The sequence below is a fragment of the Enterobacter sp. WI-ESBL-E8 genome (genome assembly GCF_053364895.1).
This window is the reverse complement of sequence record NZ_JBRWXJ010000001.1, coordinates 1,664,571-1,689,033: the sequence shown is the minus strand read 5'-3', so window position 1 is coordinate 1,689,033 and position 24,463 is coordinate 1,664,571. Positions and strand designations below refer to the sequence as shown.

Here is a 24,463-nt window from a genome sequence, read left to right as displayed (position 1 = left end):
TACCCGGCCTACAAAATCTTGCCTGACGTCGTTATGGTTTACGCGCCACCGGCACATCAATACTCTTCAGAATATCGACGAATACGGAAGGCTCCTCTTTATTGAACAGCAGCCACACGCGATGCCGCGCGCGGGTCATTGCTACATACAGCAAACGCCGCTCTTCGGCATCCGGGAAGTCTTCCGGCTCCGGCAGCAGGGCCTGCTCCATGACCGATTCACGGGCCGGAGCCGGGAAACCGTCGCTCCCCTCTTTCAGTCCCAGCACAATGACATAGTCGGCCTGCTGCCCTTTGCTGGCGTGAATGGTCATAAACTCAAGCTGCAGCTTCGGCCAGCGGGTGGCGGCTTTTTCCAGCGCCGCGGGTTTGAGGTGATGATAACGCGCCAGCACCAGGATACGTTCATCAGGCTTCGCATAGCCGCTAAGCTTGTCCAGCAGCGGCTCCAGCTGGTCATCCGCCAGCAGGGTGACGGCTTTTTTATCCCCCGGCCGCAGGCTATTGAGCGGCTTTGCCAGCTGATGCGGGTTCTGCTGGATAAAGCGGTTGGCGATTTCCCCAATCCGTGAGTTGAAGCGGTAGGTGGTATCCAGATCGCTGCGATCCCCTTCGCCAAAATAGTGGTGAAACGCGGTCGTCAGGGAGAGCTGCGCCCCGCTGAAGCGATAGATGGCCTGCCAGTCGTCCCCCACCGCAAACAGCGACGTATGTTTATTTTGCGCCCGCAGCGCCGAGAGCAATGCGGCACGCTGCGGAGAGATATCCTGGAACTCATCCACCAGAATATGTTTCCACGGGCTGACAAAACGCCCCTTCTCAAGAATGATAATGGCCTGATGGATCAAACCGGAGAAATCAACGGCATTTTCCGCTTTCAGCGCGGTTTTCCAGGCCTTCAGCAGCGGTGCCATCAGCTTGACCCGCTTCGAAAACAGATCGCGGATCTCCTCCGGTGCGCCCTCAATCATCTCCGCCTGCGATCCGCCGTGCATTCGCATCAGACTCACCCAGCGGTCAAGCCGCGAGCCCAGCCGACGCGCCAGCTTGTCATCCTGCCAGAAGCTGCCCTCTGGCACCTCCCAGCTAAGCTCCTCCTCCAGCCACTGGCGCCATCCTTTCGCCTGCGCCTTTTTCTCACTGCACTGCTGGCGCCACGTTTTGATAAACAGAGCCTGCCGCGCCTGCGTGTCATTTTCCAGCTTACTGATGGAAGGCACTTTTTTACTGCCCTGCTGAATAATGTGCAGCGCAAGCGCGTGGAAGGTCCTGGCGGTGATATCCCGGGTGTGCAGGCGTTCCTGGATACGTTCGTCCATCTCCTGGGCTGCCTTGCGGCCAAAGGCCAGAAGCAGGATTTGATCGGCGACCGCTTCCCCGGTCGTCAGCAGCCAGCCTGCACGCGCCACCAGCACCGACGTTTTACCGCTACCGGCGCCCGCAAGCACCAGCAGGGATTGCTCGCCGTTAACCACCGCGCGCGCCTGGGCCGGATTAAGCGGTGAAGATTCCACCGTACTGAAAAAATCGGCGTAGCGGGTGAGCATAGCGTCCGTCCACGCCTGGTTATGGGCAAGCCGGCTTTTATCCTTGTCATTCAGCCACGCCTGACACTGCCGCCAGGCGTCGCGACAATTGTCAAACTCATCGAGACGCGTCACCGATATCGGCAGCGCCGCGAGCGCCTGCCTGATTTTTTGCTGTAACCCGGCGGTCTGCTGGCGGGTCAGCCACGCGTGCTGCGCGTTGCTTTGCGCGATATCGTCCAGCACCTGCTGCAGCACCTGGGCGGCAATTACGCTCATGTCCTGGCTCCACTGCTGCCAGAGCGCGTTCAGGTGGTGATGAAAACGCTGGGTTTCCGCCCACTCGGTGCCGTGAAGACGCACGACTTTATCGTCAGGCAGAACGAACTCCAGCTCGCCCCACACCAGCCCGCGTTTGCAGTGGATAGCCAGAAGCTGATTAAACGGAATAAGGTATTCGTGGCGTTCTCCGGAGACTTTCACCCCGGCATTAAGGAGAACAACCCTGTCGTAAGGGTGTTGCGCCAGGCGTTTGCCTAACGAAGTTGCTTTCAGTTCCATGTCCCGCCAAATCCACGAAGAGATAATTTACCTGACAGTTTAACTGCCAGTTTTAAGGTGCTCCAGCCTAAAAAAACGTTACAATCATTGGGCGTTAATTTTATCGAAAGGAAGTGAGGGTTTATGCGTACCGTTCTGAATGTGTTGAATTTTGTGCTGGGCGGTTTTGCCACCACCCTTTCCTGGCTTTTTGCCACGCTGGTGAGCATCGTCCTGATTTTCACGCTTCCCCTGACCCGTTCCTGCTGGGAAATCACAAAACTCTCCTTGATCCCCTACGGGAATGAAGCCATCCACGTTGACGAGCTGAATCCGGAGAGCAAAAACGCCTTGATGAACACGGGCGGGACCCTGCTGAACATTCTTTGGCTGATTTTCTTCGGCTGGTGGCTGTGCATCATGCATATTTTTGCGGGTATTGCGCAGTGCATCACGATTATTGGCATTCCGGTGGGGATCGCGAACTTTAAGATCGCCGCTATCGCTCTTTGGCCCGTCGGGCGCAGGGTTGTTCCGGTAGAAGTGGCTCAGGCGGCGCGTGAAGCAAACGCGCGTCGTCGTTTTCAGTAAATAAGGACTGGCCGCGTTTATGCTAAGCCCACTGCTTCGCCGTTATACCTGGAATAGCACCTGGCTTTATAACGTCAGGATATTTATCGCGCTTTGCGGCACGGTTGCCCTGCCCTGGTGGCTGAATGATGTCAAACTCACCATTCCGCTTACGCTGGGGGTGGTGGCCGGGGCGCTTGCGGACCTGGACGATCGTCTGGCCGGGCGTTTACGTAACCTGGTCATTACGCTCATCTGCTTTTTTATTGCGTCAGCTTCCGTTGAGCTGCTTTTCCCGTGGCCCTGGCTGTTTGCCCTGGGTCTTACGCTCTCAACCAGCGGGTTTATTTTGCTGGGCGGCCTTGGGCAGCGCTATGCCACCATCGCGTTTGGCGCATTGCTGATCGCCATCTACACCATGCTGGGCGTGTCCCTTTACGACCAGTGGTACCAGCAGCCGGTTCTGCTGTTGCTGGGCGCCATCTGGTATAACCTGCTGACGTTAACCGGTCATCTTATCTTCCCGGTTCGCCCCCTGCAGGATAACCTTGCCCGCAGCTTTGAGCAGCTAGCCCACTATCTGGAACTGAAGTCCCGGCTGTTCGACCCGGATATCGAAGAGGAAAGCCAGGCGCCGCTCTACGATCTGGCGCTGGCAAACGGTCAACTGGTCGCCACCCTTAACCAGACAAAAGCCTCTCTGCTTACCCGTCTGCGCGGCGATCGCGGTCAGCGCGGAACGCGACGGACCCTACACTACTATTTTGCCGCGCAGGACATTCATGAACGCGCCAGCTCCTCACACGTTCAGTATGCCGCCCTGCGCGAGAAGTTCCGCTACAGCGACGTGATGTTCCGCTTCCAGCGCCTGCTGTCCATGCAGTCCCAAGCATGCCAGCAGCTCTCGCGCTCCATTCTGCTGCGCACGCCCTATCAGCATGACCCGCGCTTTGAACGCGTATTTAGCCATCTTGATGCGGCACTCGACCGCGTTCAGGCCAGCGGAACGTCGCCGGAGAACATCAAAGCACTTGGGTTTCTGCTCAATAACCTGCGGGCGATTGATGCTCAGCTGGCGACCATTGAGTCCGAGCAGGCAATGGCGCTTCCGGGCAGCGAGGTGGACAATCAGCTTGCTGATGACAGCGTGCACAGCGTTAGCGATATGTGGCTACGGCTGAGCCGCAACTTTACGCCGGAGTCGGCTCTTTTTCGTCACGCGGTGAGAATGTCACTGGTGCTGTGCGTGGGTTATGCCTTTATTCAGATAACCGGGCTGCATCACGGCTACTGGATCCTGTTGACCAGCCTGTTCGTCTGCCAGCCGAACTATAACGCTACGCGGCATCGTCTTGCGCTGCGTATTATCGGCACGCTGGTCGGCGTCGCGATTGGGCTACCTGTGCTCTATTTCGTGCCCTCCATTGAAGGCCAGCTGATTCTGATCGTGATCACCGGCGTGCTGTTCTTCGCGTTTCGCAACGTGCAGTATGCGCATGCCACCATGTTCATCACGCTGCTGGTGCTGCTCTGCTTTAACCTGCTGGGTGAAGGGTTTGAGGTCGCCCTGCCCCGCGTGATCGATACCCTGATTGGCTGCGCTATTGCCTGGGCTGCGGTCAGCTTTATCTGGCCGGACTGGCGTTTTCGTAATTTGCCGCGCGTGGTAGAGAGGGCGATGAACGCCAACTGTCGCTACCTTGACGCCATCCTTGAGCAGTATCATCAGGGCCGCGATAACCGTCTGGCATACCGCATAGCACGTCGCGATGCGCACAACTGCGACGCAGAACTGGCCTCTGTTGTCTCTAATATGTCAACGGAGCCTCGCGCCACGGCAGAGATTCGCGAGACCGCTTTCCGCCTGCTTTGCCTGAACCATACCTTCACCAGCTATATTTCGACGCTGGGTGCCCACCGTGAGAAACTCACCAACCCCGGTATCCTTAACCTGCTGGATGACGCCGTCTGCTATGTCGATGACGCGCTTCATCACCGACCAGCCGATGAACCACGCGTTCAGCAGGCTCTGGATGAACTGGCTCAACGCATTGCGCATCTGGACCCGGGAAACGACAGCAAAGCGCCGCTGGTTCTGCAGCAAATAGGCCTGCTCATCGCTTTGCTGCCTGAAATTTGCCGGCTGCAACAGCAAATCGCTACCTGGAAGAGTGATTATCCTGCGGCTCAGGCAGCCCATTAAACCACTCCGTCAGCTCCCGGCGAATGCCTGCCGGGAGCGCCGCCTCATGCAACCCTTCAATAGCCCCTTCAAGTGCGAAGAGCACTTTAATACTGAGCGCTTTATTTTTAGCCCGCATTTTCAGCCAGCTTGCCCTGGCACCCAGCGTCCGGAGTGTTTCTTCATTGGTAATGCCTGCTTCAAAAAGCAAGACTTCAAGCTGAAACGTCAGGTTCGGCAGATCCTTAAGCCGGTTTCGTTGATGGCGCTGGTAGCGCTCTTTTTTTGCTGCACTGAGCGCGAACGAGGAGAGCTGGAGCAGCCGCTCCCTGTCCTGCCATAATCCGTCATCCACGCGATAGTAATTGAGCAGCACCGGACGGCCTCGCTTCATCAGCGTCAAAAAAGAGGCAGCACTTTTTACACAGTACTTCGCACTCTCCTCGCAGGCGCGAAGATAAAGCTCGCCATCTGACACCATGGCAAAAACCGCATCATCCACCGCCAGGGTGTAGCCGCCAAACAGCGCGCGATGATGAATTTCACCCAGCGGAGAGAGATATTCTTGTGATTTATAAATCCGTTCATAAGATATCTTTTTCATGATATTTCCTTTTAAAATCATTCACTAACAACGAAATTTCTTACTAGCGGATCCGTTAGCAGGAAAATAGGCAACTTATCGCCGTTGAGCAAGATGATTTTTCGACGGGCATCAAGATTGAATGAATTTTGCGAGTCGCTTTCCGAAAATGAGGTTGATCTTTATGCATACAGGGGTTACTGTATATCCATACAGTAACTACAGGGCTGGAATGAATATGCACACTTCAGGCTATGCAAATCGCGCAACCTCTCTCTCTTCTGCCGCAGGCAATGTCGCGCAGAATTCCGTCGAGCGTGTTTCCACAGGGCTTATCAGTGAAGTGGTTTATCGTGAAGACCAGCCCCTGTTGACGCAACTTCTGCTGTTGCCGTTATTACAACAGCTCGGTCAGCAATCGCGCTGGCAGCTTTGGCTCACGCCTCAGCAAAAGCTGAGCCGTGAGTGGGTTCAGTCCGCCGGCTTGCCGCTGACGAAGGTCATGCAAATTAATCAACTCTCGCCTTGCGACACCGTTGAGTCGATGATCCGCGCTTTACGCACCGGAAATTACAGCGTGGTGATTGGATGGTTATCGGAAGAACTGACGGAAGAGGAACATTTCCGTCTGACTGAAGCGGCCGAAGAAGGGAGTGCGATCGGGTTTATTATGCGTCCGGTTCGATCGAATTCTTACGGCAGAGGACAACTTTCTGGGCTAAAAATTCACTCAAATTTGTATCATTGAGTGAAATTAAGATTTTTCCTGGAATTTTTTTTGACCTCAGGATGCGGTTTTAGTTCCCGGCCTTAAAATTGCGGCAAGGCTTGTCTGGTGCGGTTCTCCTTAATTTTATTGCACAAAATTCGTTCACGAAATGTTAAATAATAGGTATACGGAACTTTTTTTTTCATATGCCTGACGGACTTCACACTTGTAAGTTTTCAGCTACGTTGTAGACTTTACATCGCCAGGGGTGCTCGGCCTAAGCCGAAGATATCGGTAGATTTATATTTGACCACGCCCCCCGGTGAAGGATTTAACCGTGATTCTCTCTTGAGACTTTCATGGCGAATTTTGGATGATAACGAGGCGCAAAAAATGAAAAAGACAGCTATCGCGATTGCAGTGGCACTGGCTGGCTTCGCTACCGTAGCGCAGGCCGCTCCGAAAGATAATACCTGGTATGCAGGTGGTAAACTGGGCTGGTCTCAGTTCCACGACACCGGCTGGTACAACAGCAGCCTGAACAATGATGGCCCTACTCACGAGAGCCAGCTTGGTGCAGGTGCGTTCGGTGGCTATCAGGTTAACCCGTATGTTGGTTTTGAAATGGGTTACGACTGGTTAGGTCGTATGCCATACAAAGGCGACACCGTAAACGGCGCTTTTAAAGCACAGGGCGTTCAGCTGACCGCTAAACTGGGTTACCCAGTAACTGACGATCTGGACGTGTACACCCGTCTGGGCGGCATGGTATGGCGCGCTGACTCCAGCAACAGCATCGCTGGCGACGACCATGACACCGGTGTTTCCCCAGTATTCGCTGGTGGCGTTGAGTGGGCTATGACCCGTGACATCGCTACCCGTCTGGAATACCAGTGGGTTAACAACATCGGCGACGGCAACACCGTTGGTGTTCGTCCAGACAACGGCATGCTGAGCGTAGGTGTTTCCTACCGTTTCGGCCAGCAGGAAGATGCAGCACCAGTTGTTGCTCCAGCGCCGGCTCCAGCTCCAGAAGTACAGACCAAGCACTTCACTCTGAAGTCTGACGTTCTGTTCAACTTCAACAAAGCTACTCTGAAACCAGAAGGCCAGCAGGCACTGGATCAGCTGTACACCCAGCTGAGCAACCTGGATCCTAAAGACGGTTCTGTAGTGGTTCTGGGCTTCACCGACCGTATCGGTTCTGACGCTTACAACCAGAAACTGTCTGAGAAACGTGCTCAGTCTGTTGTTGATTACCTGATCTCTAAAGGTATCCCAGCTAACAAGATCTCCCCACGTGGTATGGGCGAATCTAACCCAGTTACTGGCAACACCTGTGACAACGTGAAAGCTCGCGCTGCACTGATCGACTGCCTGGCTCCAGATCGTCGCGTAGAGATCGAAGTTAAAGGCATCAAAGACGTTGTAACTCAGCCAGCGGCATAAGTTATCGTCTTATAAAAAAACCCCGCAATGCGGGGTTTTTTATTGTCTGAAGAAAATAAAAATCTACTTTTTACCCAACAGAGCCTGAAGATCGTTCTTCAGTGTCGACATCTGGTTGGCGTACTTCTCTTTATGTTCGGCGTCCTCAATCAACTGCACGATAGTTTCGGACAGCGTTTTGCCACGGCGTTGCGCCAGTCCCGCCAGGCGTTGCCAGACAACGAACTCCAGATCGATTGATTTTTTGCGCGTGTGCTGATGCTCAGCGTTAAAATGCCGTTTGCGTCGCGCGCGAATAGTTTGCTTCATCCGGTTTAACAGCGCAGGATTAATGTGTTTTTCAATCCAGCCGTTAACCTGTACCGGTTCATTTTCGAGGGTCAGCAAAATATCCACGGCCTCTTGCGCAGCGCTGGCTTCGATGTAGCAGGTGATCAGCTCCCCTTCACGGTGCTTTTTGACCAGGTACTTCCATTTCCAGCCGCTTTCGAGATTTTCCAGTTGTTGATATTTCATTGCGATCTCAGTGTTACCACGTAACTCTGTTCAGAATATCAGTTTTTTAGCAATCTGCTGAAAAGAAATCATATCCTGTGATTGAATGCAGCCAATCCCCCTCTCGAAATCCCCAATCCTGCTTGGGTAGAGCCCCCCGCTTACGGTATACTCCACGCTTTTACATCTGACTAAAAAACATCAACTTTGACCATTACGAAACTTGCATGGCGTGACCTTGTTCCGGATACCGAAAGTTATCAGGAACTGTTTGCACAGCCAGATCTCGCAAAAGAAAAAGAATTCATCCTTAGCGATACGCAGCCACGTTTGCATTATGCGCTGGAGCAGGTGTTAAGCCCGTGGGCAACAGCGCCCTTCATGCTGCTCAAAGCCCCGGAAGAAGCGGAATACCTGACGCTGCTTGGGGATGCCGTGCGCCAGCTGCAGCCGGAATCGAACGCAGTCTTTGGCGGCCAATATCGTATCGCGGGACATGATGTCACTTTCGAACCATCCGCTCAGGCTGATGGCCGTTTTGCCGCTAAGGGCGAGGTGATTACCGCTAACTGGGTCGAGGCTGAACAACTCTTTGGTTGCCTGCGCCAGTTTAACGGCGAACTGTCGCTGCAGCCGGGGCTGGTACATCGTGCAAATGGCGGTGTCCTCATCATTTCATTGCGCACCCTGCTCTCGCAGCCGCTGCTGTGGATGCGTCTGAAAACCATCGTCCACCAGCAGCGCTTCGACTGGGTCGGCTACGATGAGTCACGTCCTCTGCCCGTCTCTGTTCCGTCTATGCCGCTGTCGCTGACCGTCGTGCTGACGGGCGACCGCGAATCTCTGGCGGACTTCCAGGAAATGGAGCCAGAGCTGGCTGAGCAGGCGGTGTATAGCGAATACGAAGACAACATCCAGATTGCCGATGCCGACGATATGGCGCAGTGGTGCCAGTGGGTGATGGCCGTTGCTGAACGTTTTGCATTGCCAACGCCAGCGGCTGACGCGTGGCCGGGCTTGATTCGCGAAGCGGTGCGCTATACCGGTGACCAGGAAACGCTGCCACTCTGCCCGCTCTGGATTGGCAAACAGCTGCGTGAAGTGGGTGTCATCAGCGGTAACGGTGCTTTCAGCGGAGAACAGCTCACCCAGATGCTGGCTCAGCGAGAGTGGCGAGAAGGCTATCTTGCTGACCGTATGCAGGATGAAATTCTGCTGGAACAGATTCTGGTAGAAACCGAAGGCGAACGCATTGGGCAGATCAACGCCCTGTCGGTGATTGAATTTCCTGGCCATCCGCGCGCGTTTGGTGAGCCTTCCCGTATCAGCTGCGTTGTGCATATTGGCGATGGTGAATTCACCGATATCGAACGGAAAGCCGAGCTGGGCGGAAACATTCATGCGAAAGGCATGATGATCATGCAGGCGTTTTTGATGTCAGAGCTGCAGCTCGAGCAACAGATCCCCTTCTCCGCCTCGCTGACGTTTGAGCAGTCCTACAGCGAAGTGGATGGCGATAGCGCCTCTATGGCAGAGCTGTGCGCCTTAATCAGCGCCCTGGCGGAAGTGCCGATCAATCAGAACATCGCCATCACCGGTTCGGTGGATCAATTCGGTCGTGCTCAGCCGGTAGGTGGCCTCAACGAAAAAATTGAAGGTTTCTTCTCCATCTGTCAGCAGCGCGGTTTAAACGGCAAGCAGGGTGTGATCATTCCTGCTCCCAACGCACGCCATTTAAGCCTCAGCCAGGATATTCTGGATGCCGTTGAACAGGAGCAATTCGCTATCTGGGCCATCGAAGGAATTGAGGATGCACTACCCTTACTGACAAACCTGGTATGGGATGGCGAAGGGCAGACCACCCTGATGCAGACTATCCAGGAGCGAATTGCTCAGGCGACGCAGCAGGATGCTCGTCATCGTTATCCATGGCCGTTACGCTGGTTGGGCTGGTTCAGTTCGAACTGATCGGACTTGTTCAGCGTACACGTGTTAGCTATCCTGCGTCCTTCACTAAAATAAGGCTTATTGAGAACATGGTAGATAAACGCGAATCCTATACAAAAGAAGATCTTCTTGCCTCTGGTCGCGGTGAACTGTTTGGCGCTAATGGCCCGCAGTTACCGGCCCCGAACATGCTGATGATGGACCGTGTCGTGAAAATGACCGAAACCGGCGGCAACTTCGATAAGGGTTACGTAGAAGCAGAACTCGATATTAATCCGAACCTGTGGTTCTTCGGTTGCCACTTCATTGGCGATCCGGTAATGCCTGGCTGTCTGGGCCTCGATGCAATGTGGCAGCTGGTTGGCTTCTATCTGGGCTGGCTGGGTGGTGAAGGTAAAGGCCGCGCGCTGGGCGTGGGCGAAGTGAAATTCACCGGCCAGGTTCTGCCTACTGCGAAGAAAGTGACCTATCGTATTCACTTCAAGCGCATCGTTAACCGCCGTCTGATTATGGGCCTGGCGGATGGCGAAGTGCTGGTAGACGGTCGTCTGATCTATAGCGCGAGCGACCTGAAAGTGGGCCTGTTCCAGGACACTTCCGCGTTCTGATATTGCTTTTCGATACCCCGGAAAGGCGAAACCTCCGCATTGCGGAGGTTTCTTTTTTTAAAGAGACGTTATCAGGCTATGAGTGCCCTGTCGCCGATGGCTTCTCGCCAGCCTCCAAGCCATTGTGACCTTTGATTTATCGTCTGATAAGGACACATTTCTTTAGAACGTCCAGCGATGCCGGCCTGATAACCACGTTGATGAGCCCGTTCCAGGCGATCTCGTTTCTGTCTCTTCATGCCTCGTTTCCCTCATTCTTTTGTCTGGTGGAAAGAAAACAGTGTCTGCACTAAATGCACAGGCACAGATAACGAATACCCCGAATTAGTCGCAGCGTCAATGTTCAAAATTCATACGGGTGTCATATTTGTGAGCTAGCTGGAAGATCATTTGTACAAAAATTGTGACGCGGCACAAGTAACGAACTGAAGTGAAAACGAAAAAAAAAACCGCAATCAGCGACAGGCGAATTGCGGTTTTTGATGATGAATTTTACTTATGGCAGCCGGGAAATTTCCCTTGCGATACTGGCCGACTCCTGTGCCCAACCCTGAGCCAGCACTTTCACCATTTCGTCATAGCCATCTTTCTGCTGTTTGAGTTCCAGATGGAAAGGACGCTTAATCAGCTGTCCCTGATGATTCAGCAACCACTCCCCGCTGATCACCACCGCACCGTCATAGCGACCGTGGAAGCCCGTTACCGTGACGTTCAGCGTATCCTGATCGTTGCCCAGCGGCTGCGAAGCGACAACCCATCCCGGAAGCTGGCTGCCCAGATTGGCCACCAGCGTGTTGCGCAGCTGCTGATCCAGCGGGCTGGCCCACAGATTGTTCGTCGCAATCACGTACTTAACGTCGCTGGTCTGATAGACCACACCGTTTCCCGCCAGATAATCCGGCACGGCAACCTGTTCAACCCACAGCTGACGGTTTCCCTGGCTGGCCGTGCTTTGCCCCCCGCTCTGGGTAGCCACGGGCAGCTGATAGTAGCTTTTGTTATCTACACCTGAACTGCACGCCGTTAACAGCAGAGCGCCAGCCATCAATAGCCATTTATTCATTCTTTTGCCCTCTTCGGCTCAGGATCCTTTTTATCTTTCGCTTCGAACACCAGCGCGTTGCTCTTCTCGTTGAGCGTTTTCAGAACTGGCTGCAGTTCACGCAAGACCTGATCGAGACGCTGCATATCCGCCACCATCTTGTTGTATGCCGCTGAGCCTGGCTGGAAGCCCTGCATACTGCGGTTCAGTTCACGCAGCGTTTTCTGCATGTCCTGCGGCAGCTGCTGCATACTCTGGCTCGCCGTGATCTTGTTGATGTTATCCAGCGTGGTTTGCAGACGGCGCATCGTTGCCTGGCTTTCGCTCAGCGAGTTCGTCGCCGCTTCAATCATCGGATTCAGTGGCAGATTGTTAATCTTATCCAGCGTTTCCATCAGACGCTGCTGGATCTGGGCCAGACCACTGCTCACCGTTGGGATGATTTTGTAACCACCAAATTCACGGATACCAGTAATCGGCGGCGCTTTTGGATAGAAGTCCATATCCACATACAGCGCACCGGTCACCAGGTTGCCGGTTTTCAGCGACCCGCGCAGACCGCGTTCCATCAGTTGGGTGATATGGGCGGCAATATCCTGATTTTCGCCAATCTGATTAAGCAGACGCTCCGGCTCAATACGAATCAGTACCGGAATGCGGTAATCATCATCCAGCACCTGCTGAAGCCCCGGAACGAAGAATGGAACTTGTCCAACCGTACCGAGACGAATGCCACGGAACTCAACGGGCGCCCCCGGCTGCAGGCCGCGAACGGAGTCTTTAAAGAACATCAGGAAATCAACGTGATCGGTATAGAGCGCATCCTGAATGCTTCGCTGATCGTCAAACAAGCGGAAAGCGGTGTTCTCAGCAACCGGCTGCCCCAGATCCAGTCCTTCCGGCACGTCAAAGCTCACGCCGCCGCCAAACAGCGTGGTCAGCGAGCCCATTTCAACTCGCATGCCTGCCGAGGTCAGATCCACCGCAATACCGCTATCTTTCCAGAAACGGACGTTGCTGGTGACCAGGCGATCGTTTGGCGCATTAATGAAGAGCTGATAGCTGATCGCACGTTTCTGCGGATCGAACGTGCTTTTCTCAACCGACCCGACGCGGTAGCCGCGGAACAGCACGGGATCCCCCGCCGTGAGCTGACCTGCTTTTTTGCTGTCGAGGATCACGCGGATACCCTTAGCGTCAGGCGGTGCGAGCGGCGGTGAATCCAGAAGCTGGTATTTGGCTGGCTGGTTACCCTTAGCGCCAGGCTGCAGCTCAATGTAAGCGCCCGACAGCAGCGTCCCTAAGCCGCTAATCCCTTCACGCCCCACCTGCGGTTTAACCACCCAGAAAACCGAGTCACCGTGCAGCAGTTTTTCCATGCCGGCATTAAGGCGCGCCTTAATCTCCACATGGGTTAAATCGTCGGTCAGGGTTGCGCTTTCGACCACGCCCACATCCACGCTACGGCTTTTGATGGTCGTTTTACCGCCCTCAATCCCCTCGGCATTGGTGGTGATAAGCGTGACTTCCGGTCCCTGATGGCTGTAGTGATAAAACAGGATCCATGCACCAATCAGCGCCGTCACGATGGGGAAAATCCACACCGGTGACCAGTTCTTGACCTTCTGCACTTTCGCCTCTCCACTCTTATTTTCCATGCTCTTACTCTTCCTCATGGCTTGATTCAGGCTCTCGATCCCACGATAAACGAGGGTCGAAGGTCATGGCCGCAAACATGGTCATAATCACGACCAGCGCAAACATTAAAGCCCCCATCGCGGGATAAATACTCATTAAACCGCCCATCCGCACCAGGGCAGAGAGGACGGCAATAACAAACACGTCAATCATTGACCAGCGTCCGACAAACTCGACAACTTCATAAATCAGGTGCATGCGTTCGCTGTCGCGTTTTCCGTGGCCTTTCGCATCCCAACAGAGCCAGGCGATCGCGATCATTTTTAAGGTTGGCACCATAATACTGGCGATGAAAATCACGCCGGCGACCGGATAGGATCCCTCGCCCCACAGCAGTATCACCCCGGCGAGGATCGTCGAGGGCATTTTGTCGCCGAGCAGATCGGTAATCATGATCGGCAAAATATTGGCCGGCAAATACAGCATGATGGACGTCACCAGCAGCGCCATCGTCCACTGCAGACTATTTTTACGACGCACGTGACCTTTGGTTTCGCAGCGCGGACAAACGTCGAGATCGGCAGGCAGCACGGCGGTACAGCACGGGCAGGAACGCAGTCCCTGACGAATACCCGGTACGCCGACTTTCACCGTTTGCGAAAGCGTGGGAGCCGGGGCGATATCGTCCCACAACCAGCGCCGGTCCACGCACTGGAATGCACGCAGCTGGAGGACACAGTACAAACACCAGGGAATAAAGCTACTGCCGATCCCCACGTCACCGTACGCCATCAGCTTCACGAAGCTGACCAGAATACCCGCCAGGAAGATCTCGGCCATCCCCCAGCTTTTAAGCTGAAAAAGGATACGCGCGAGTTTGATTTTCAGTGACGACGGCATCCTGACGCGGTTCACCAGCATCAGGATAACGACCAGGCAAAAAGCCGGGACTATCTGGACGAAGAGCAGAAAAAAGGTGCCGAGGCTGGCGTAATCTTCAGAGAACATCACGCCCGGGATTTCGAGCAAATCCACCTGGCTGGTCATTCCGCCCACCTTCATATAGATGAACGGGAAGAGGTTCGAGAGCAGCAGCATGAATAATGCTGCCAGAGCGTAAGCAGTGGGACGCTGCCGCGGCGCGTCCCACTCGGTTGTCAACGTTGCGCCGCAACGTGGGCACAGGGCTTTATGTCCGTGACCAAGCTCTGGCAACGCCACGAGCATATCGCATTGCGAGCATAATATATGCCTGTCGGCATGGTGCTGGTCACACATATTTTATCCCTGCTTATGCGCCGTTTTTCAGAGACTCAAGGTACTCCCAGCGCTCAAAGGCTTCCTCCAGGGCTTTTTCAGCCGCGGACATATCAGCCAGTACTTTTTGAGTATAGTCATGCGATTGGGTAAAGAATGACGCATCGGCAACCTGTTTTTGCAGATCCTCAAGCGCCGCCTCCAGCTCTTCAAGACGCTGCGGTAGCCCCTCCAGTTCGCGCTGCAGGTTATAGCTTAGTTTAGCCGATGTTTTCTTGACAGTTTCTGCTTTTGCTACAGCAGGTTCGGAACTTGTTTTGGACTTTGACTGTTTCTGCGCCAGAGACTGCGACTGCTGCCCTTTTGCATCGTGATAACCGCCCACGTATTGTCCAATTCTGCCCTCACCTTCGAAGATCCAGCACTCGGTCACGGTGTTATCAACGAACTGACGATCGTGGCTGACCAGCATCACGGTCCCCTGATAACCGTCAATCAGCTCTTCCAGCAGTTCCAGCGTTTCGACATCCAGGTCGTTCGTTGGTTCATCAAGGATCAGCAGGTTACTTGGCTTCAGGAACAGACGCGCCAGAAGAAGACGATTTCGCTCACCGCCTGACAGCGCGCGCACCGGCGTCATTGCGCGTTTCGGATGGAACAGGAAGTCCTGCAGGTAGCCCAGCACATGGCGAGGCTTACCGTTTACCATGACCTCCTGCTTACCTTCGGCGAGGTTATCCATCACCGTTCTGTCCGGGTCCAGCTCCGCGCGGTGCTGATCGAAGTAGGCCACTTCGAGTTTTGTGCCGCAGTGAATGCGCCCGCTGTCGGCCTGAAGCTGGCCGAGCATCAGTTTCAACAGCGTGGTTTTACCGCAGCCGTTCGGGCCTATCAGGGCGATTTTGTCTCCGCGCTGAACCTGTGCCGAGAAGTCTTTCACCAGCACTTTACCGTCAACCTGATAGTTAACGTTTTCCATTTCAAAGACAATCTTGCCGGAGCGGGAGGCTTCTTCCACCTGCATTTTGGCGCTGCCCATCACTTCGCGGCGTTCGCTACGCTCGCGGCGCATTGCCTTCAGGGCACGCACGCGTCCTTCATTACGGGTGCGACGGGCTTTGATGCCCTGACGGATCCAGACCTCTTCCTGCGCCAGCTTGCGGTCGAATTCCGCATTCTGCAGCTCTTCCACGCGCAGGTTTTCTTCTTTCTCAAGCAGATACGTATCGTAATCGCCAGGATAGGTGACCAGCTTACCGCGGTCGAGATCGACAATACGCGTCGCCATATTGCGAATAAACGAACGGTCGTGAGAGATAAAGATGATGGTGCCGCTGAAGGTTTTCAGGAACCCTTCCAGCCAGTCAATCGCTTCAATATCCAGGTGGTTCGTCGGTTCGTCCAGCAGCAGCACTTTCGGCCCGCTGACCAGCGCGCGGCCCAGGGCCGCTTTACGCAGCCAGCCGCCAGAGAGCGCGGACAGTTCCATATCCGGTTCCAGACCGAGCTGCGCCAGCACTTCATTAATGCGGTTTTCAAGCTGCCACAGACCGTGGTGATCGAGCATCTCCTGCACTTTCGCGAGTTCGTTGAGGTTCTTGTCGCTCGGGTCGGTCATCACCAGATGCGAAATCTCGTGATAGCGTTTCAGGTATTCGGCCTGCTCAGAGATGCCTTCCGCCACGAAATCGTACACGCTGCCGGTCACGTGACGCGGTGGATCCTGCTGCAAACGGGAGACAATCAGATCCTGCTCGTAAACAATACGCCCGTCATCCAGGCCCTGTTCGCGGTTGAGGATCTTCATCAGCGTCGATTTACCCGCGCCATTACGGCCTACCAGACAAACGCGCTCGTTATCTTCGATGTGCAGCTCTGCATTATCGAGAAGCGGTGAGTCGCTGAAAGAGAGCCACGCGCCATGCATACTAATTAAAGACATTTATTTTTCCTTTCAGACCGCGGTAATCAACCAGCAGTTATGAATTTGACGGTTACGGGCAAAGTCCTGAGACAGCGTTTTTTGGCTGATTTCTTGTGCTTTCAGTCCCAGGGCGGCTAAGCCGTCATGATCCATACGGAAACCGCGTTTGTTGTTCGAGAACATAATGGTGCCGCCCTTACGCAGCAGGCGCTTCAGGTCGGTCATCAGGCGCAGGTGATCGCGCTGCACATCAAAGCTATCTTCCATGCGCTTGGAGTTGGAGAAGGTCGGCGGATCGATAAAGATCAGGTCGAACTGCTCGTCGGTATCACGCAGCCAGCCCAGCACGTCGGCCTGCATCAGGCGATGCTGACGCCCGGTTAAGCCGTTAAGGCGCAGGTTGCGCTCCGCCCATTCCAGATAGGTGCGGGACATATCCACCGTGGTGGTGCTCCGCGCGCCGCCCAGACCCGCATGCACGCTGGCGCTACCGGTATAGGAAAACAGGTTGAGGAAATCTTTGCCCTTGCTCATCTGGCCGAGCATGCGGCGAGCAATACGGTGGTCGAGGAACAGGCCGGTATCAAGGTAGTCGGTCAGGTTAACCCACAGGCGGGCGTTGTATTCGCCTACTTCGATAAAGTCACCCTTCTCGCCCATCTTCTGATACTGGTTTTTCCCTTTCTGACGCTCGCGGGTTTTCAATACCAGCTTGTTTGGCGCGATACCCAGCACGGCGATGGTCGCCGCAATGACGTCCAGCATGCGCTGACGCGCTTTTTGCGCATCAATGGTTTTCGGCGGGGCATATTCCTGAATCACCACCCAGTCCGCATAACGGTCAACCGCCACGTTGTATTCCGGCAGGTCAGCATCGTACAGGCGATAGCATTCAATTCCTTCCTGCTTCGCCCATTTTTCATATTTCTTGAGATTCTTGCGAAGACGGTTGGCGTAATCTTCCGCCACGCCCGATGGCTTACTGTCCGCCGCTTTCTCCGCCAGATGGTAGTTTTTCTGCACGCAGTCCAGCGGGCCGTTTTTCGCCTTAAACTGGCGATCGGCACGCAGCTGCAGGCAGCTCAACAGTTCCGGTGAGGCGCTAAACAGAGAAAGATTCCACCCGCCGAAATAGTCTTTCATGTTGCGGCCCAGCAGGCTGTGCAGAGCAATCAGCGCAGGCTCGCTGTCCAGACGCTCGCCGTATGGCGGGTTGCTGATAACGGTACCGTACGGGCCTTTTGGCAGCGGGTTGGTCAGATTCGCCACATCTTTCACCTCGAAGGTGACCAGCTCGCCGATACCCGCACGGCGGGCGTTGCTGCGCGCGCGTTCAATGACGCGAGGGTCGCTATCTGAGCCGTAGAAGTGGGAGGTGTACTCCGCCAGGCCTTTACGCGCGCGAGTCTGCGCATCGTCTTTGACCTCTTTCCAGAGTGCTTCATCGTGCTGCGCCCAGCCTTTGAAGCCCCAGTGACCGCGATGCAGCCCCGGCGCGCGGTCAGTTGCCAGCATGGCTGCTTCTATCAGAAGCGTACCAGAACCACACATCGGGTCGAGCAGCGGCGTGCCCGGCTGCCAGCCGGAGCGCATTACGATGGCGGCGGCCAGGGTTTCTTTGATTGGCGCCATACCGGTGCGATCGCGGTAGCCGCGCAGGTGCAAACCCGCACCGCTCAGATCGAGAGAGATACTCGCCGTGTCGCCGTTCAGCCAGACGTTAATACGCAGATCCGGATTTTCGCGATCGACGTTTGGACGTTCCTTATTTTTACGCGTGAAGCAGTCCACAATGGCGTCTTTTACGCGCAGGGCACCGTACTGGCTGTTGCGGATCTCGTCGTTCACGCCGTTGAAATGCACCGCAAAGGTGGCATTTGGCGTGAAGATCTCTGTCCAGTCGATCATCTGTACGCCGGTATAGAGGTCCAGGTCGCTATAGACCTTGCACTCCTTCATCGGCAGCATGATGCGCGACGCCAGACGGCTCCACATCAGGCTCTGGTAAATAAGCCGCGTGTCGCCCTCAAAATGGACACCACCCTGAACTACCTGGCACTCTTGCGCGCCCAGGGCTTCCAGTTCAGTTTTTAACAGCTCTTCCAGCCCACGGGCCGTACTGGCAAACAGAGAATTCATATCGTCACTTTTACTCTTAGAAAATTGTCGCGCATTATAGCTAATATGGCGTGTATGTCATAAAGTTGAAGGCTTATTTTCATTCGAGGGACTGTGCAGTGGAGACGTTATCCAGGCTTTTTATTCATCCGGTGAAATCCATGCGCGGTATCGGCGTCTCTCACGCCCTGGCCGACATGAGCGGATTTGCCTTCGATCGTATTTTTATGGTCACCGAGCCGGACGGTACGTTCATTACCGCACGCCAGTTCCCGCAGATGGTTCGCTTTACCCCTTCCCCGCTTCATGACGGTTTGCACCTGACCGCACCGGACGGTTCCAGCGCGGTGATCCGCTTTGCTGATTTTGCGCCTGTCGATGCGCCAACGGAAGTGTGGGGCAATCATTTTACCGCGCGCATCGCCCCGGAGGAGATTAACCGCTGGCTCAGCGGCTTCTTCTCCCGCGACGTGCAGCTGCGATGGGTTGGGCCTGAACTGACGCGTCGTGTTAAGCGCCATGACGCGGTTCCGCTCTCGTTTGCCGATGGCTTCCCCTTCCTGCTGACTAACGAAGCCTCTCTGCGTGATTTACAAGGCCGCTGCAAAGCCAGCGTGCAGATGGAACAGTTCCGTCCGAACCTGGTGGTGACGGGTGCCGACGCCTGGGACGAAGACACCTGGAAAGTCATCCGCATCGGCAGCGTCATTTTCGACGTGGTGAAGCCTTGCAGCCGCTGTATCTTTACCACCGTAAGCCCGGAGAAAGGCCTCAAGCACCCTTCCGGCGAGCCGCTGAAAACGCTGCAGTCATTTCGTACCGCACAGGACAACGGCGACGTCGACTTCGGTCAGAACCTGATCCCGCGCTCCAGCGGCGCGATCCGCGTCGGTGATGAGGTTGAAATCCTTGCCCGAGGGCCTGCAAGAGTGTACGGCTCAGGCCAGGAGGAAGAGTTCGTCGACGTTGAGGCGCCGGTCAGCTCGGCGGTCGATATTCACTGGCAGGGTAACGTAATTCGGGGGAATAACCAGCAGGTGTTACTTGAGCAACTGGAACAAGCGGGGATCCGCATACCCTATTCCTGTCGCGCGGGGATCTGTGGCTGCTGTCGAATCAGGCTGGTAGAGGGCGAGGTCAGTGCGCTGAAAAATTCAGCGATTGCAGAAGACGGGACGATTCTGTGCTGCAGCTGTATTCCAAAAACATCGTTACAGCTGGAGGCTTAAACGGCCTGTTCCAGGCTAAAGGCATCCACGCGAAGCTGGGGCTTCAGCCTGTCGTTCATCACCTTAATGGCATCTCCAAGCTGCATCGTCCGCCCGGCAATCGTCACGCCGGGTTGCGCCAGCAAACAGAGCGCAGCATTTTCGCCAGGCTCTACTACTAGCAGGCTCACCTCTTCTGCCGTATCGCTCAGATTGACGCTGGCCGCATCGCCCGTTGCCGGGGTCCAGCTCAGCCCGTGCGCAAGGAAATGCCAGCTTTTGGGCATTTGCGGTTTCAGGAAACGGATAGCCACCAGGGCATTTAATACCAGTTCGGCACGCTGCTCTTTAGAGAGAACCAGATCGCGGCATTTTTCCTCAAAGGAAAAATAAAGCGCAGCGTCATCAACGCAAAAGCCTGACGGGGAAAACGCGTCCGGGGTCAACATTCGGCGAGCAAAACGAGAGCGAAACAACATGCCATTGGCTAAATCGAGCATCATTCGATCATGCTCTTCGCAAAAATACCAGCGCCAGTTATCGTCAGGTTTAATTCGCATGTTTCTCTCCCGTCCCCGAAACGTCCTGTACTAAAAATGTCCTGTTCGCCGCTTCGTTTATAACACCATTAATAAAAGACTATAATGTCTAAATAAGCAACAGTGACGGAATATAAAACAACCAGGGCTGGAAATAAAGCCCTGGTTGTCTGATTAGGAGAAAAGATTAGATATGAGTAACGATTTCTTTAATCAGCTGCGGCCCTTTAAAAATAAAGCCGGAATAGATTTGTACCAGTGACGCACCCGCCGCCATCTTCTCGCGTGCAGCAATCACGGAGTCAATGCCGCCAACGCCAATAATCGGCAGACGCCCTTTTAATTCCGCAGACAGCGCGCGAATAATTTCGGTGCTTTTTAATTGTACCGGACGACCGCTTAACCCACCCGCTTCGTCACAGTTTTTCATTCCCTGAACGAGGGAGCGATCGAGCGTGGTATTGGTTGCAATCACGCCATCAATATTATGGCGAACTAAACTGTCGGCAACCTGGATCAATTCTTCAGCGGAAAGATCCGGCGCGATCTTAACCGCCACCGGAACATATTTATGGTGGATCGCCTGCAGCGCATTTTGTTTATTTTTAATGGCGCTCAGAAGATCGTCCAGCGCTTCGCCATATTGTAAGGAGCGCAGACCTGGGGTATTGGGTGAGGAAATATTCACCGCAATATAACCGGCATAGGCGTAGACTTTTTCCATACAAATCAGATAGTCATCTTTACCCTGCTCTACCGGCGTATCTTTATTTTTGCCAATATTGATGCCTAATATCCCATCGAAATGCGCTTTTTTGACGTTCTCAACAAGATGATCAACACCGTGGTTGTTGAAGCCCATCCGGTTGATCAGCCCTTCGGCTTCGACCAGGCGGAACAGTCGCGGCTTGTCATTTCCCGGCTGCGGGCGCGGGGTGACGGTACCGATTTCGATGGAGCCAAAGCCCATCGCGCCAAGGGCGTCAATGCACTCGCCATTTTTGTCCAGACCGGCCGCCAGACCCAGCGGGTTTTTAAAGGTCAGACCCATGCACTGCACAGGTTTTTCCGGCACATTCTGACGCACCAGCGCGGCCAGCGGCGTTCCGGTAATACGACGTAATTGCTGGAATGTAAATTCATGAGCGCGCTCAGGGTCGAGCTGGAAAAGGGCTTTACGAACGAAGGGGTAGTACATGAACTCTCCTGGATTCCCGGTGTGCAAACCGGGAGGGGATTATGGGCGATCCCGCCGCGAAAGGGAATTGACCTGCGGCAAAAAAAGCAGCGTAAAACGCAAACGTTTACCTGTCGGGATACTTCTTATGCTGTTTTTCGCATTTTAATTGCAGATAAATCATTTAGTGGAATAACCGCGCGGTGTCACACTCCTGAAAATTGTTATGAATGTTAGATAAAAGCAAACAATTGGTTATAAGGAGGAAGTATGCGCGTCATTACCCTGGCCGGAAGTCCACGATTCCCTTCGCGTTCCAGCGCCCTGCTGGAATATGCCCGTGAAAAGCTCAATGCCCTGGATGTGGAAGTGTGCCACTGGAACCTGCATAACTTCGAACCTGAGGATCTGCTCTACGCCCGTTTTGACAGCCCGGCACTTAAAACCCTCATAGAGCAGCTTAAAGGCGCTGACGGCTTAATTGTGGCAACGCCTATTTATAAAGCCTCTTTTTCCGGTGCGCTGAAAACCCTGCTTGACCTGCTTCCCGAACGCGCACTGGATGGCAAAGTGGTGCTGCCCCTTGCCACAGGCGGCACGGTGGCCCATTTACTGGCGGTGGATTATGCCCTGAAGCCGGTCCTGAACGCGCTGAAAGCACAGGAGATACTCCACGGCGTCTTCGCGGATGACTCCCAGGTCATTGACTATCAGCACAAACCTCACTTTACGCCAAATCTGCAAACCCGCCTCGATAACGCCCTGGAAACCTTCTGGCATGCCCTGCACCGCAGGGATATCCAGGCTCCGTCGTTTAGCCAGCCTCAAGGAGTCGCCCATGTTTAAAACGTTAACCCGCATCGGCCTGGCAGGTTTAATGACGCTTACGTCGCTGGCCCATGCCGCAGATACAGCGCCTGAAAGTTTACGCATTGGCTATCAGAAAGGCAGCGTGAGCATGGTGCTGGCGAAAAGCCACCAGCTTCTGGAAAAACGCTTCCCGGACACCAAATTCTCCTGGGTTGAGTTTCCTGCTGGCCCTCAAATGCTGGAGGCCCTGAACGTTGGCAGTATCGATATCGGCAGTACGGGCGATATCCCGCCGATATTCGCCCAGGCCGCCGGAGCGGACCTCGTCTACGTTGGCGTTGAGCCGCCCAAACCGAAGGCTGAAGTGATTCTGGTCCCTGAAAATAGCGACATTAAAAGCGTCGCCGATCTTAAAGGTCATAAAGTCGCGTTCCAGAAAGGTTCCAGCTCGCACAACCTGCTGCTGCGCGCCCTGCAGGAAGCCGGGCTCAAGTTCACTGATATTCAGCCCGTTTATCTGACGCCTGCCGACGCGCGCGCCGCATTCCAGCAGAAGAACGTTGATGCCTGGGCCATCTGGGATCCGTACTACTCCGCCGCACTGCTGCAGGGCGGCGTTCGCGTGCTGAAAGACGGCACCACGCTGAAGCAGACAGGTTCGTTCTACCTTGCCGCAAGACCGTATGCGGAAAAGAACGGCGCATTTATTCAGGGCGTCCTTGATACCTTTACCCTGGCCGATGCGCTGACCCAGAGCCAGCGTCAGGAGAGTATTGCCCTGCTGGCAAAAACCATGGGCTTACCTGAACCGGTGATCGCGAGCTATCTCAGCCACCGTCCACCAACCACCATTACGCCCGTAGACGCGCACGTCGCCGCACTTCAGCAGCAAACCGCTGACCTCTTCTATCAAAATCACCTGGTTCCTAAGCAGGTGGATATTCGTGAACGCATCTGGCAACCCGCAGGCAAAGAAGGAACAAAATCATGAGTCTGAATCTTTTCTGGTTTTTACCCACCCACGGTGATGGACACTATCTTGGTACAGAAGAGGGTTCACGCCCGGTTGACCATGGCTATCTGCAGCAGATTGCGCAGGCGGCGGACCGAATCGGTTTTACCGGGGTGCTGATCCCGACCGGACGGTCGTGTGAAGATGCCTGGCTGGTTGCCGCGTCGATGATCCCGGTCACCCAGCGTCTGAAGTTTCTGGTTGCGCTGCGCCCGAGCGTCGTCTCGCCTACCGTGGCGGCGCGTCAGGCGGCAACCCTGGACAGACTGTCTAACGGCCGCGCCCTGTTTAACCTGGTAACGGGCAGCGATCCGCAGGAGCTGGCGGGCGACGGCGTGTTCCTCGACCACACCGAGCGCTATGAAGCCTCCGCCGAGTTCACCCGCGTCTGGCGACGCCTGCTGGAAGGGGAAACCGTCACCTTCGAAGGCAAGCATATTCACGTTCGCGACGCGAAGCTCTACTTCCCACCGGTGCAGCAGCCGCGCCCGCCCCTCTACTTTGGCGGATCGTCGGATGTGGCGCAGGACCTGGCGGCGGAGCAGGTCGATCTTTATCTGACCTGGGGCGAACCGCCCGAGCTGGTGAAAGAAAAAATTGCTCAGGTACGTGCTAAAGCGGCCGCCCACGGTCGCAAGGTGCGCTTCGGCATTCGCCTGCACGTGATTGTGCGTGAAACCAATGAAGAAGCCTGGCAGGCGGCCGACCGTCTGATCTCCCATCTGGATGATGAGACCATCGCGAAAGCCCAGGCCGCGTTTGCCAAAACCGACTCCGTCGGACAGCACCGGATGGCGTCCCTGCACAACGGCAAGCGCGAGAATCTGGAGATCAGCCCGAACCTGTGGGCGGGTGTTGGCCTGGTGCGCGGCGGTGCGGGCACGGCGCTGGTCGGCGACGGTCCGACCGTGGCAGCGCGCATTAATGAATACGCAGACCTGGGTATCGACAGCTTTATTCTCTCCGGTTATCCGCACCTGGAAGAGGCCTACAAAGTGGGCGAGCTGCTATTCCCGCATCTGGATGTTGCCATTCCGGAAATTCCGCAGCCACAGCCGCTCCAGCTTCAGGGCGAAGCCGTAGCGAACGAATTTATCCCGCGAAAAGCCGCGCAAAGCTAAGGAGTGACC

The 24,463-nt window shown here is 55.0% G+C and carries 21 protein-coding genes; 10 read left to right on the top strand and 11 right to left on the bottom strand.

Translation table 11 applies throughout. The annotated features are described in order from the left end of the window. Positions 1-31: 31 nt before the first annotated feature. Positions 32-2,086: a DNA helicase IV gene (gene helD, locus ACWHWP_RS07945; protein WP_059310389.1), complete on the bottom strand. Its 2,055-nt coding sequence runs from the start codon at positions 2,084-2,086 to the stop codon at positions 32-34. Positions 2,087-2,209: 123 nt separating this feature from the next. Here helD and ACWHWP_RS07940 point away from each other — a divergent pair, with 123 nt between their 5' ends. Together ACWHWP_RS07940 and yccS are read left to right on the top strand one after the other, a co-directional pair. Next, a complete protein-coding gene (locus tag ACWHWP_RS07940) occupies positions 2,210-2,656 on the top strand; it encodes a YccF domain-containing protein (protein ID WP_023311032.1) in 447 nt (148 codons plus the stop codon). 19 nt (positions 2,657-2,675) lie between these two features. Beyond that, complete coding sequence (yccS, locus tag ACWHWP_RS07935; protein WP_447855363.1) at positions 2,676-4,838, top strand: YccS family putative transporter; 2,163 nt, start codon at positions 2,676-2,678, stop codon at positions 4,836-4,838. Here the strand turns inward: yccS and ACWHWP_RS07930 are convergent. Next, positions 4,795-5,421, bottom strand: coding sequence for a TfoX/Sxy family DNA transformation protein (locus ACWHWP_RS07930; protein WP_059310391.1), 627 nt, complete (start codon positions 5,419-5,421; stop codon positions 4,795-4,797). The two genes, yccS and ACWHWP_RS07930, sit on opposite strands and share 44 nt — an antisense overlap. A gap of 217 nt (positions 5,422-5,638) precedes the next feature. Here ACWHWP_RS07930 and sulA point away from each other — a divergent pair, with 217 nt between their 5' ends. After that, a complete protein-coding gene (sulA, locus tag ACWHWP_RS07925) occupies positions 5,639-6,148 on the top strand; it encodes an SOS-induced cell division inhibitor SulA (protein WP_063430712.1) in 510 nt (169 codons plus the stop codon). A 354-nt stretch (positions 6,149-6,502) separates the two neighbouring features. Beyond that, complete coding sequence (ompA, locus tag ACWHWP_RS07920) at positions 6,503-7,558, top strand: porin OmpA (protein ID WP_447855362.1); 1,056 nt, start codon at positions 6,503-6,505, stop codon at positions 7,556-7,558. 63 nt (positions 7,559-7,621) lie between these two features. Here the strand turns inward: ompA and matP are convergent, their stop codons facing one another. Next, positions 7,622-8,074, bottom strand: coding sequence for a macrodomain Ter protein MatP (matP, locus tag ACWHWP_RS07915; protein WP_008499929.1), 453 nt, complete (start codon positions 8,072-8,074; stop codon positions 7,622-7,624). Between the two features lie 186 nt (positions 8,075-8,260). Between matP and ACWHWP_RS07910 the strand changes: the two genes are divergently transcribed. Both ACWHWP_RS07910 and fabA read left to right on the top strand, forming a co-directional pair. Continuing rightward, positions 8,261-10,021 (top strand): AAA family ATPase, encoded by a 1,761-nt coding sequence (locus tag ACWHWP_RS07910; RefSeq protein ID WP_063955699.1) that lies wholly within the window; start codon positions 8,261-8,263, stop codon positions 10,019-10,021. Between the two features lie 68 nt (positions 10,022-10,089). Next, the gene (fabA, locus tag ACWHWP_RS07905) at positions 10,090-10,608 is read left to right on the top strand and encodes a bifunctional 3-hydroxydecanoyl-ACP dehydratase/trans-2-decenoyl-ACP isomerase (protein WP_447855361.1); all 519 of its coding nucleotides are present in this window, start codon (positions 10,090-10,092) and stop codon (positions 10,606-10,608) included. A gap of 71 nt (positions 10,609-10,679) precedes the next feature. Here fabA and rmf read toward each other — a convergent pair whose 3' ends face one another. From rmf to rlmKL, 6 genes are all read right to left on the bottom strand, one after another. Beyond that, the gene (gene rmf / locus ACWHWP_RS07900; protein WP_013097261.1) at positions 10,680-10,847 is read right to left on the bottom strand and encodes a ribosome modulation factor; all 168 of its coding nucleotides are present in this window, start codon (positions 10,845-10,847) and stop codon (positions 10,680-10,682) included. A gap of 257 nt (positions 10,848-11,104) precedes the next feature. Further along, complete coding sequence (pqiC, locus tag ACWHWP_RS07895; RefSeq protein WP_047346883.1) at positions 11,105-11,671, bottom strand: membrane integrity-associated transporter subunit PqiC; 567 nt, start codon at positions 11,669-11,671, stop codon at positions 11,105-11,107. Next, positions 11,668-13,308, bottom strand: coding sequence for an intermembrane transport protein PqiB (gene pqiB / locus ACWHWP_RS07890; protein WP_063430716.1), 1,641 nt, complete (start codon positions 13,306-13,308; stop codon positions 11,668-11,670). Before pqiB ends, pqiC begins: the two co-directional genes overlap by 4 nt. Before the next feature lie 4 nt (positions 13,309-13,312). Continuing rightward, positions 13,313-14,566 carry a membrane integrity-associated transporter subunit PqiA gene (gene pqiA / locus ACWHWP_RS07885; RefSeq protein ID WP_047346885.1) on the bottom strand — a complete coding sequence of 418 codons (1,254 nt, stop codon included), beginning with the start codon at positions 14,564-14,566 and terminating at the stop codon, positions 13,313-13,315. Between the two features lie 13 nt (positions 14,567-14,579). Continuing rightward, complete coding sequence (locus tag ACWHWP_RS07880; RefSeq protein WP_047346886.1) at positions 14,580-16,487, bottom strand: ABC transporter ATP-binding protein; 1,908 nt, start codon at positions 16,485-16,487, stop codon at positions 14,580-14,582. 12 nt (positions 16,488-16,499) lie between these two features. Further along, on the bottom strand, positions 16,500-18,608 hold the full coding sequence (gene rlmKL / locus ACWHWP_RS07875) for a bifunctional 23S rRNA (guanine(2069)-N(7))-methyltransferase RlmK/23S rRNA (guanine(2445)-N(2))-methyltransferase RlmL (protein WP_059310398.1): 2,109 nt from the start codon (positions 18,606-18,608) through the stop codon (positions 16,500-16,502). Positions 18,609-18,706: 98 nt separating this feature from the next. On the opposite strand from rlmKL, the gene ACWHWP_RS07870 reads away from it, so the two are divergent. Then, entirely contained in the window at positions 18,707-19,816 is a 1,110-nt protein-coding gene (locus tag ACWHWP_RS07870; protein WP_059310399.1) for a YcbX family protein, read from the top strand. Here the strand turns inward: ACWHWP_RS07870 and zapC are convergent. After that, on the bottom strand, positions 19,813-20,355 hold the full coding sequence (gene zapC, locus ACWHWP_RS07865) for a cell division protein ZapC (protein ID WP_047346889.1): 543 nt from the start codon (positions 20,353-20,355) through the stop codon (positions 19,813-19,815). The genes ACWHWP_RS07870 and zapC overlap by 4 nt on opposite strands. 166 nt (positions 20,356-20,521) lie before the next feature. Continuing rightward, a complete protein-coding gene (gene pyrD, locus ACWHWP_RS07860) occupies positions 20,522-21,532 on the bottom strand; it encodes a quinone-dependent dihydroorotate dehydrogenase (protein WP_063430720.1) in 1,011 nt (336 codons plus the stop codon). Between the two features lie 249 nt (positions 21,533-21,781). On the opposite strand from pyrD, the gene ssuE reads away from it, so the two are divergent. The 3 genes from ssuE to ssuD are packed head-to-tail and all read left to right on the top strand — an operon-like array spanning position 21,782 to position 24,454. Further along, complete coding sequence (gene ssuE / locus ACWHWP_RS07855) at positions 21,782-22,357, top strand: NADPH-dependent FMN reductase (RefSeq protein ID WP_059310401.1); 576 nt, start codon at positions 21,782-21,784, stop codon at positions 22,355-22,357. After that, the gene (locus tag ACWHWP_RS07850; RefSeq protein ID WP_447855360.1) at positions 22,350-23,312 is read left to right on the top strand and encodes an aliphatic sulfonate ABC transporter substrate-binding protein; all 963 of its coding nucleotides are present in this window, start codon (positions 22,350-22,352) and stop codon (positions 23,310-23,312) included. Before ssuE ends, ACWHWP_RS07850 begins: the two co-directional genes overlap by 8 nt. Beyond that, entirely contained in the window at positions 23,309-24,454 is a 1,146-nt protein-coding gene (gene ssuD / locus ACWHWP_RS07845; RefSeq protein ID WP_063955689.1) for an FMNH2-dependent alkanesulfonate monooxygenase, read from the top strand. Before ACWHWP_RS07850 ends, ssuD begins: the two co-directional genes overlap by 4 nt. The last annotated feature ends 9 nt before the right edge of the window (positions 24,455-24,463 follow it).

What these genes read in the sequence shown, in the direction of transcription:
- helD (WP_059310389.1), bottom strand. Translation starts at nt 2,086, where the DNA reads ATGGAACTGAAAGCAACTTCGTTAGGCAAACGCCTGGCGCAACACCCT.
- ACWHWP_RS07940 (WP_023311032.1), top strand. Translation starts at nt 2,210, where the DNA reads ATGCGTACCGTTCTGAATGTGTTGAATTTTGTGCTGGGCGGTTTTGCC.
- yccS (WP_447855363.1), top strand. Translation starts at nt 2,676, where the DNA reads ATGCTAAGCCCACTGCTTCGCCGTTATACCTGGAATAGCACCTGGCTT.
- ACWHWP_RS07930 (WP_059310391.1), bottom strand. Translation starts at nt 5,421, where the DNA reads ATGAAAAAGATATCTTATGAACGGATTTATAAATCACAAGAATATCTC.
- sulA (WP_063430712.1), top strand. Translation starts at nt 5,639, where the DNA reads ATGCACACTTCAGGCTATGCAAATCGCGCAACCTCTCTCTCTTCTGCC.
- ompA (WP_447855362.1), top strand. Translation starts at nt 6,503, where the DNA reads ATGAAAAAGACAGCTATCGCGATTGCAGTGGCACTGGCTGGCTTCGCT.
- matP (WP_008499929.1), bottom strand. Translation starts at nt 8,074, where the DNA reads ATGAAATATCAACAACTGGAAAATCTCGAAAGCGGCTGGAAATGGAAG.
- fabA (WP_447855361.1), top strand. Translation starts at nt 10,090, where the DNA reads ATGGTAGATAAACGCGAATCCTATACAAAAGAAGATCTTCTTGCCTCT.
- rmf (WP_013097261.1), bottom strand. Translation starts at nt 10,847, where the DNA reads ATGAAGAGACAGAAACGAGATCGCCTGGAACGGGCTCATCAACGTGGT.
- pqiC (WP_047346883.1), bottom strand. Translation starts at nt 11,671, where the DNA reads ATGAATAAATGGCTATTGATGGCTGGCGCTCTGCTGTTAACGGCGTGC.
- pqiB (WP_063430716.1), bottom strand. Translation starts at nt 13,308, where the DNA reads ATGGAAAATAAGAGTGGAGAGGCGAAAGTGCAGAAGGTCAAGAACTGG.
- pqiA (WP_047346885.1), bottom strand. Translation starts at nt 14,566, where the DNA reads ATGTGTGACCAGCACCATGCCGACAGGCATATATTATGCTCGCAATGC.
- ACWHWP_RS07880 (WP_047346886.1), bottom strand. Translation starts at nt 16,487, where the DNA reads ATGTCTTTAATTAGTATGCATGGCGCGTGGCTCTCTTTCAGCGACTCA.
- rlmKL (WP_059310398.1), bottom strand. Translation starts at nt 18,608, where the DNA reads ATGAATTCTCTGTTTGCCAGTACGGCCCGTGGGCTGGAAGAGCTGTTA.
- zapC (WP_047346889.1), bottom strand. Translation starts at nt 20,355, where the DNA reads ATGCGAATTAAACCTGACGATAACTGGCGCTGGTATTTTTGCGAAGAG.
- pyrD (WP_063430720.1), bottom strand. Translation starts at nt 21,532, where the DNA reads ATGTACTACCCCTTCGTTCGTAAAGCCCTTTTCCAGCTCGACCCTGAG.
- ssuE (WP_059310401.1), top strand. Translation starts at nt 21,782, where the DNA reads ATGCGCGTCATTACCCTGGCCGGAAGTCCACGATTCCCTTCGCGTTCC.
- ACWHWP_RS07850 (WP_447855360.1), top strand. Translation starts at nt 22,350, where the DNA reads ATGTTTAAAACGTTAACCCGCATCGGCCTGGCAGGTTTAATGACGCTT.
- ssuD (WP_063955689.1), top strand. Translation starts at nt 23,309, where the DNA reads ATGAGTCTGAATCTTTTCTGGTTTTTACCCACCCACGGTGATGGACAC.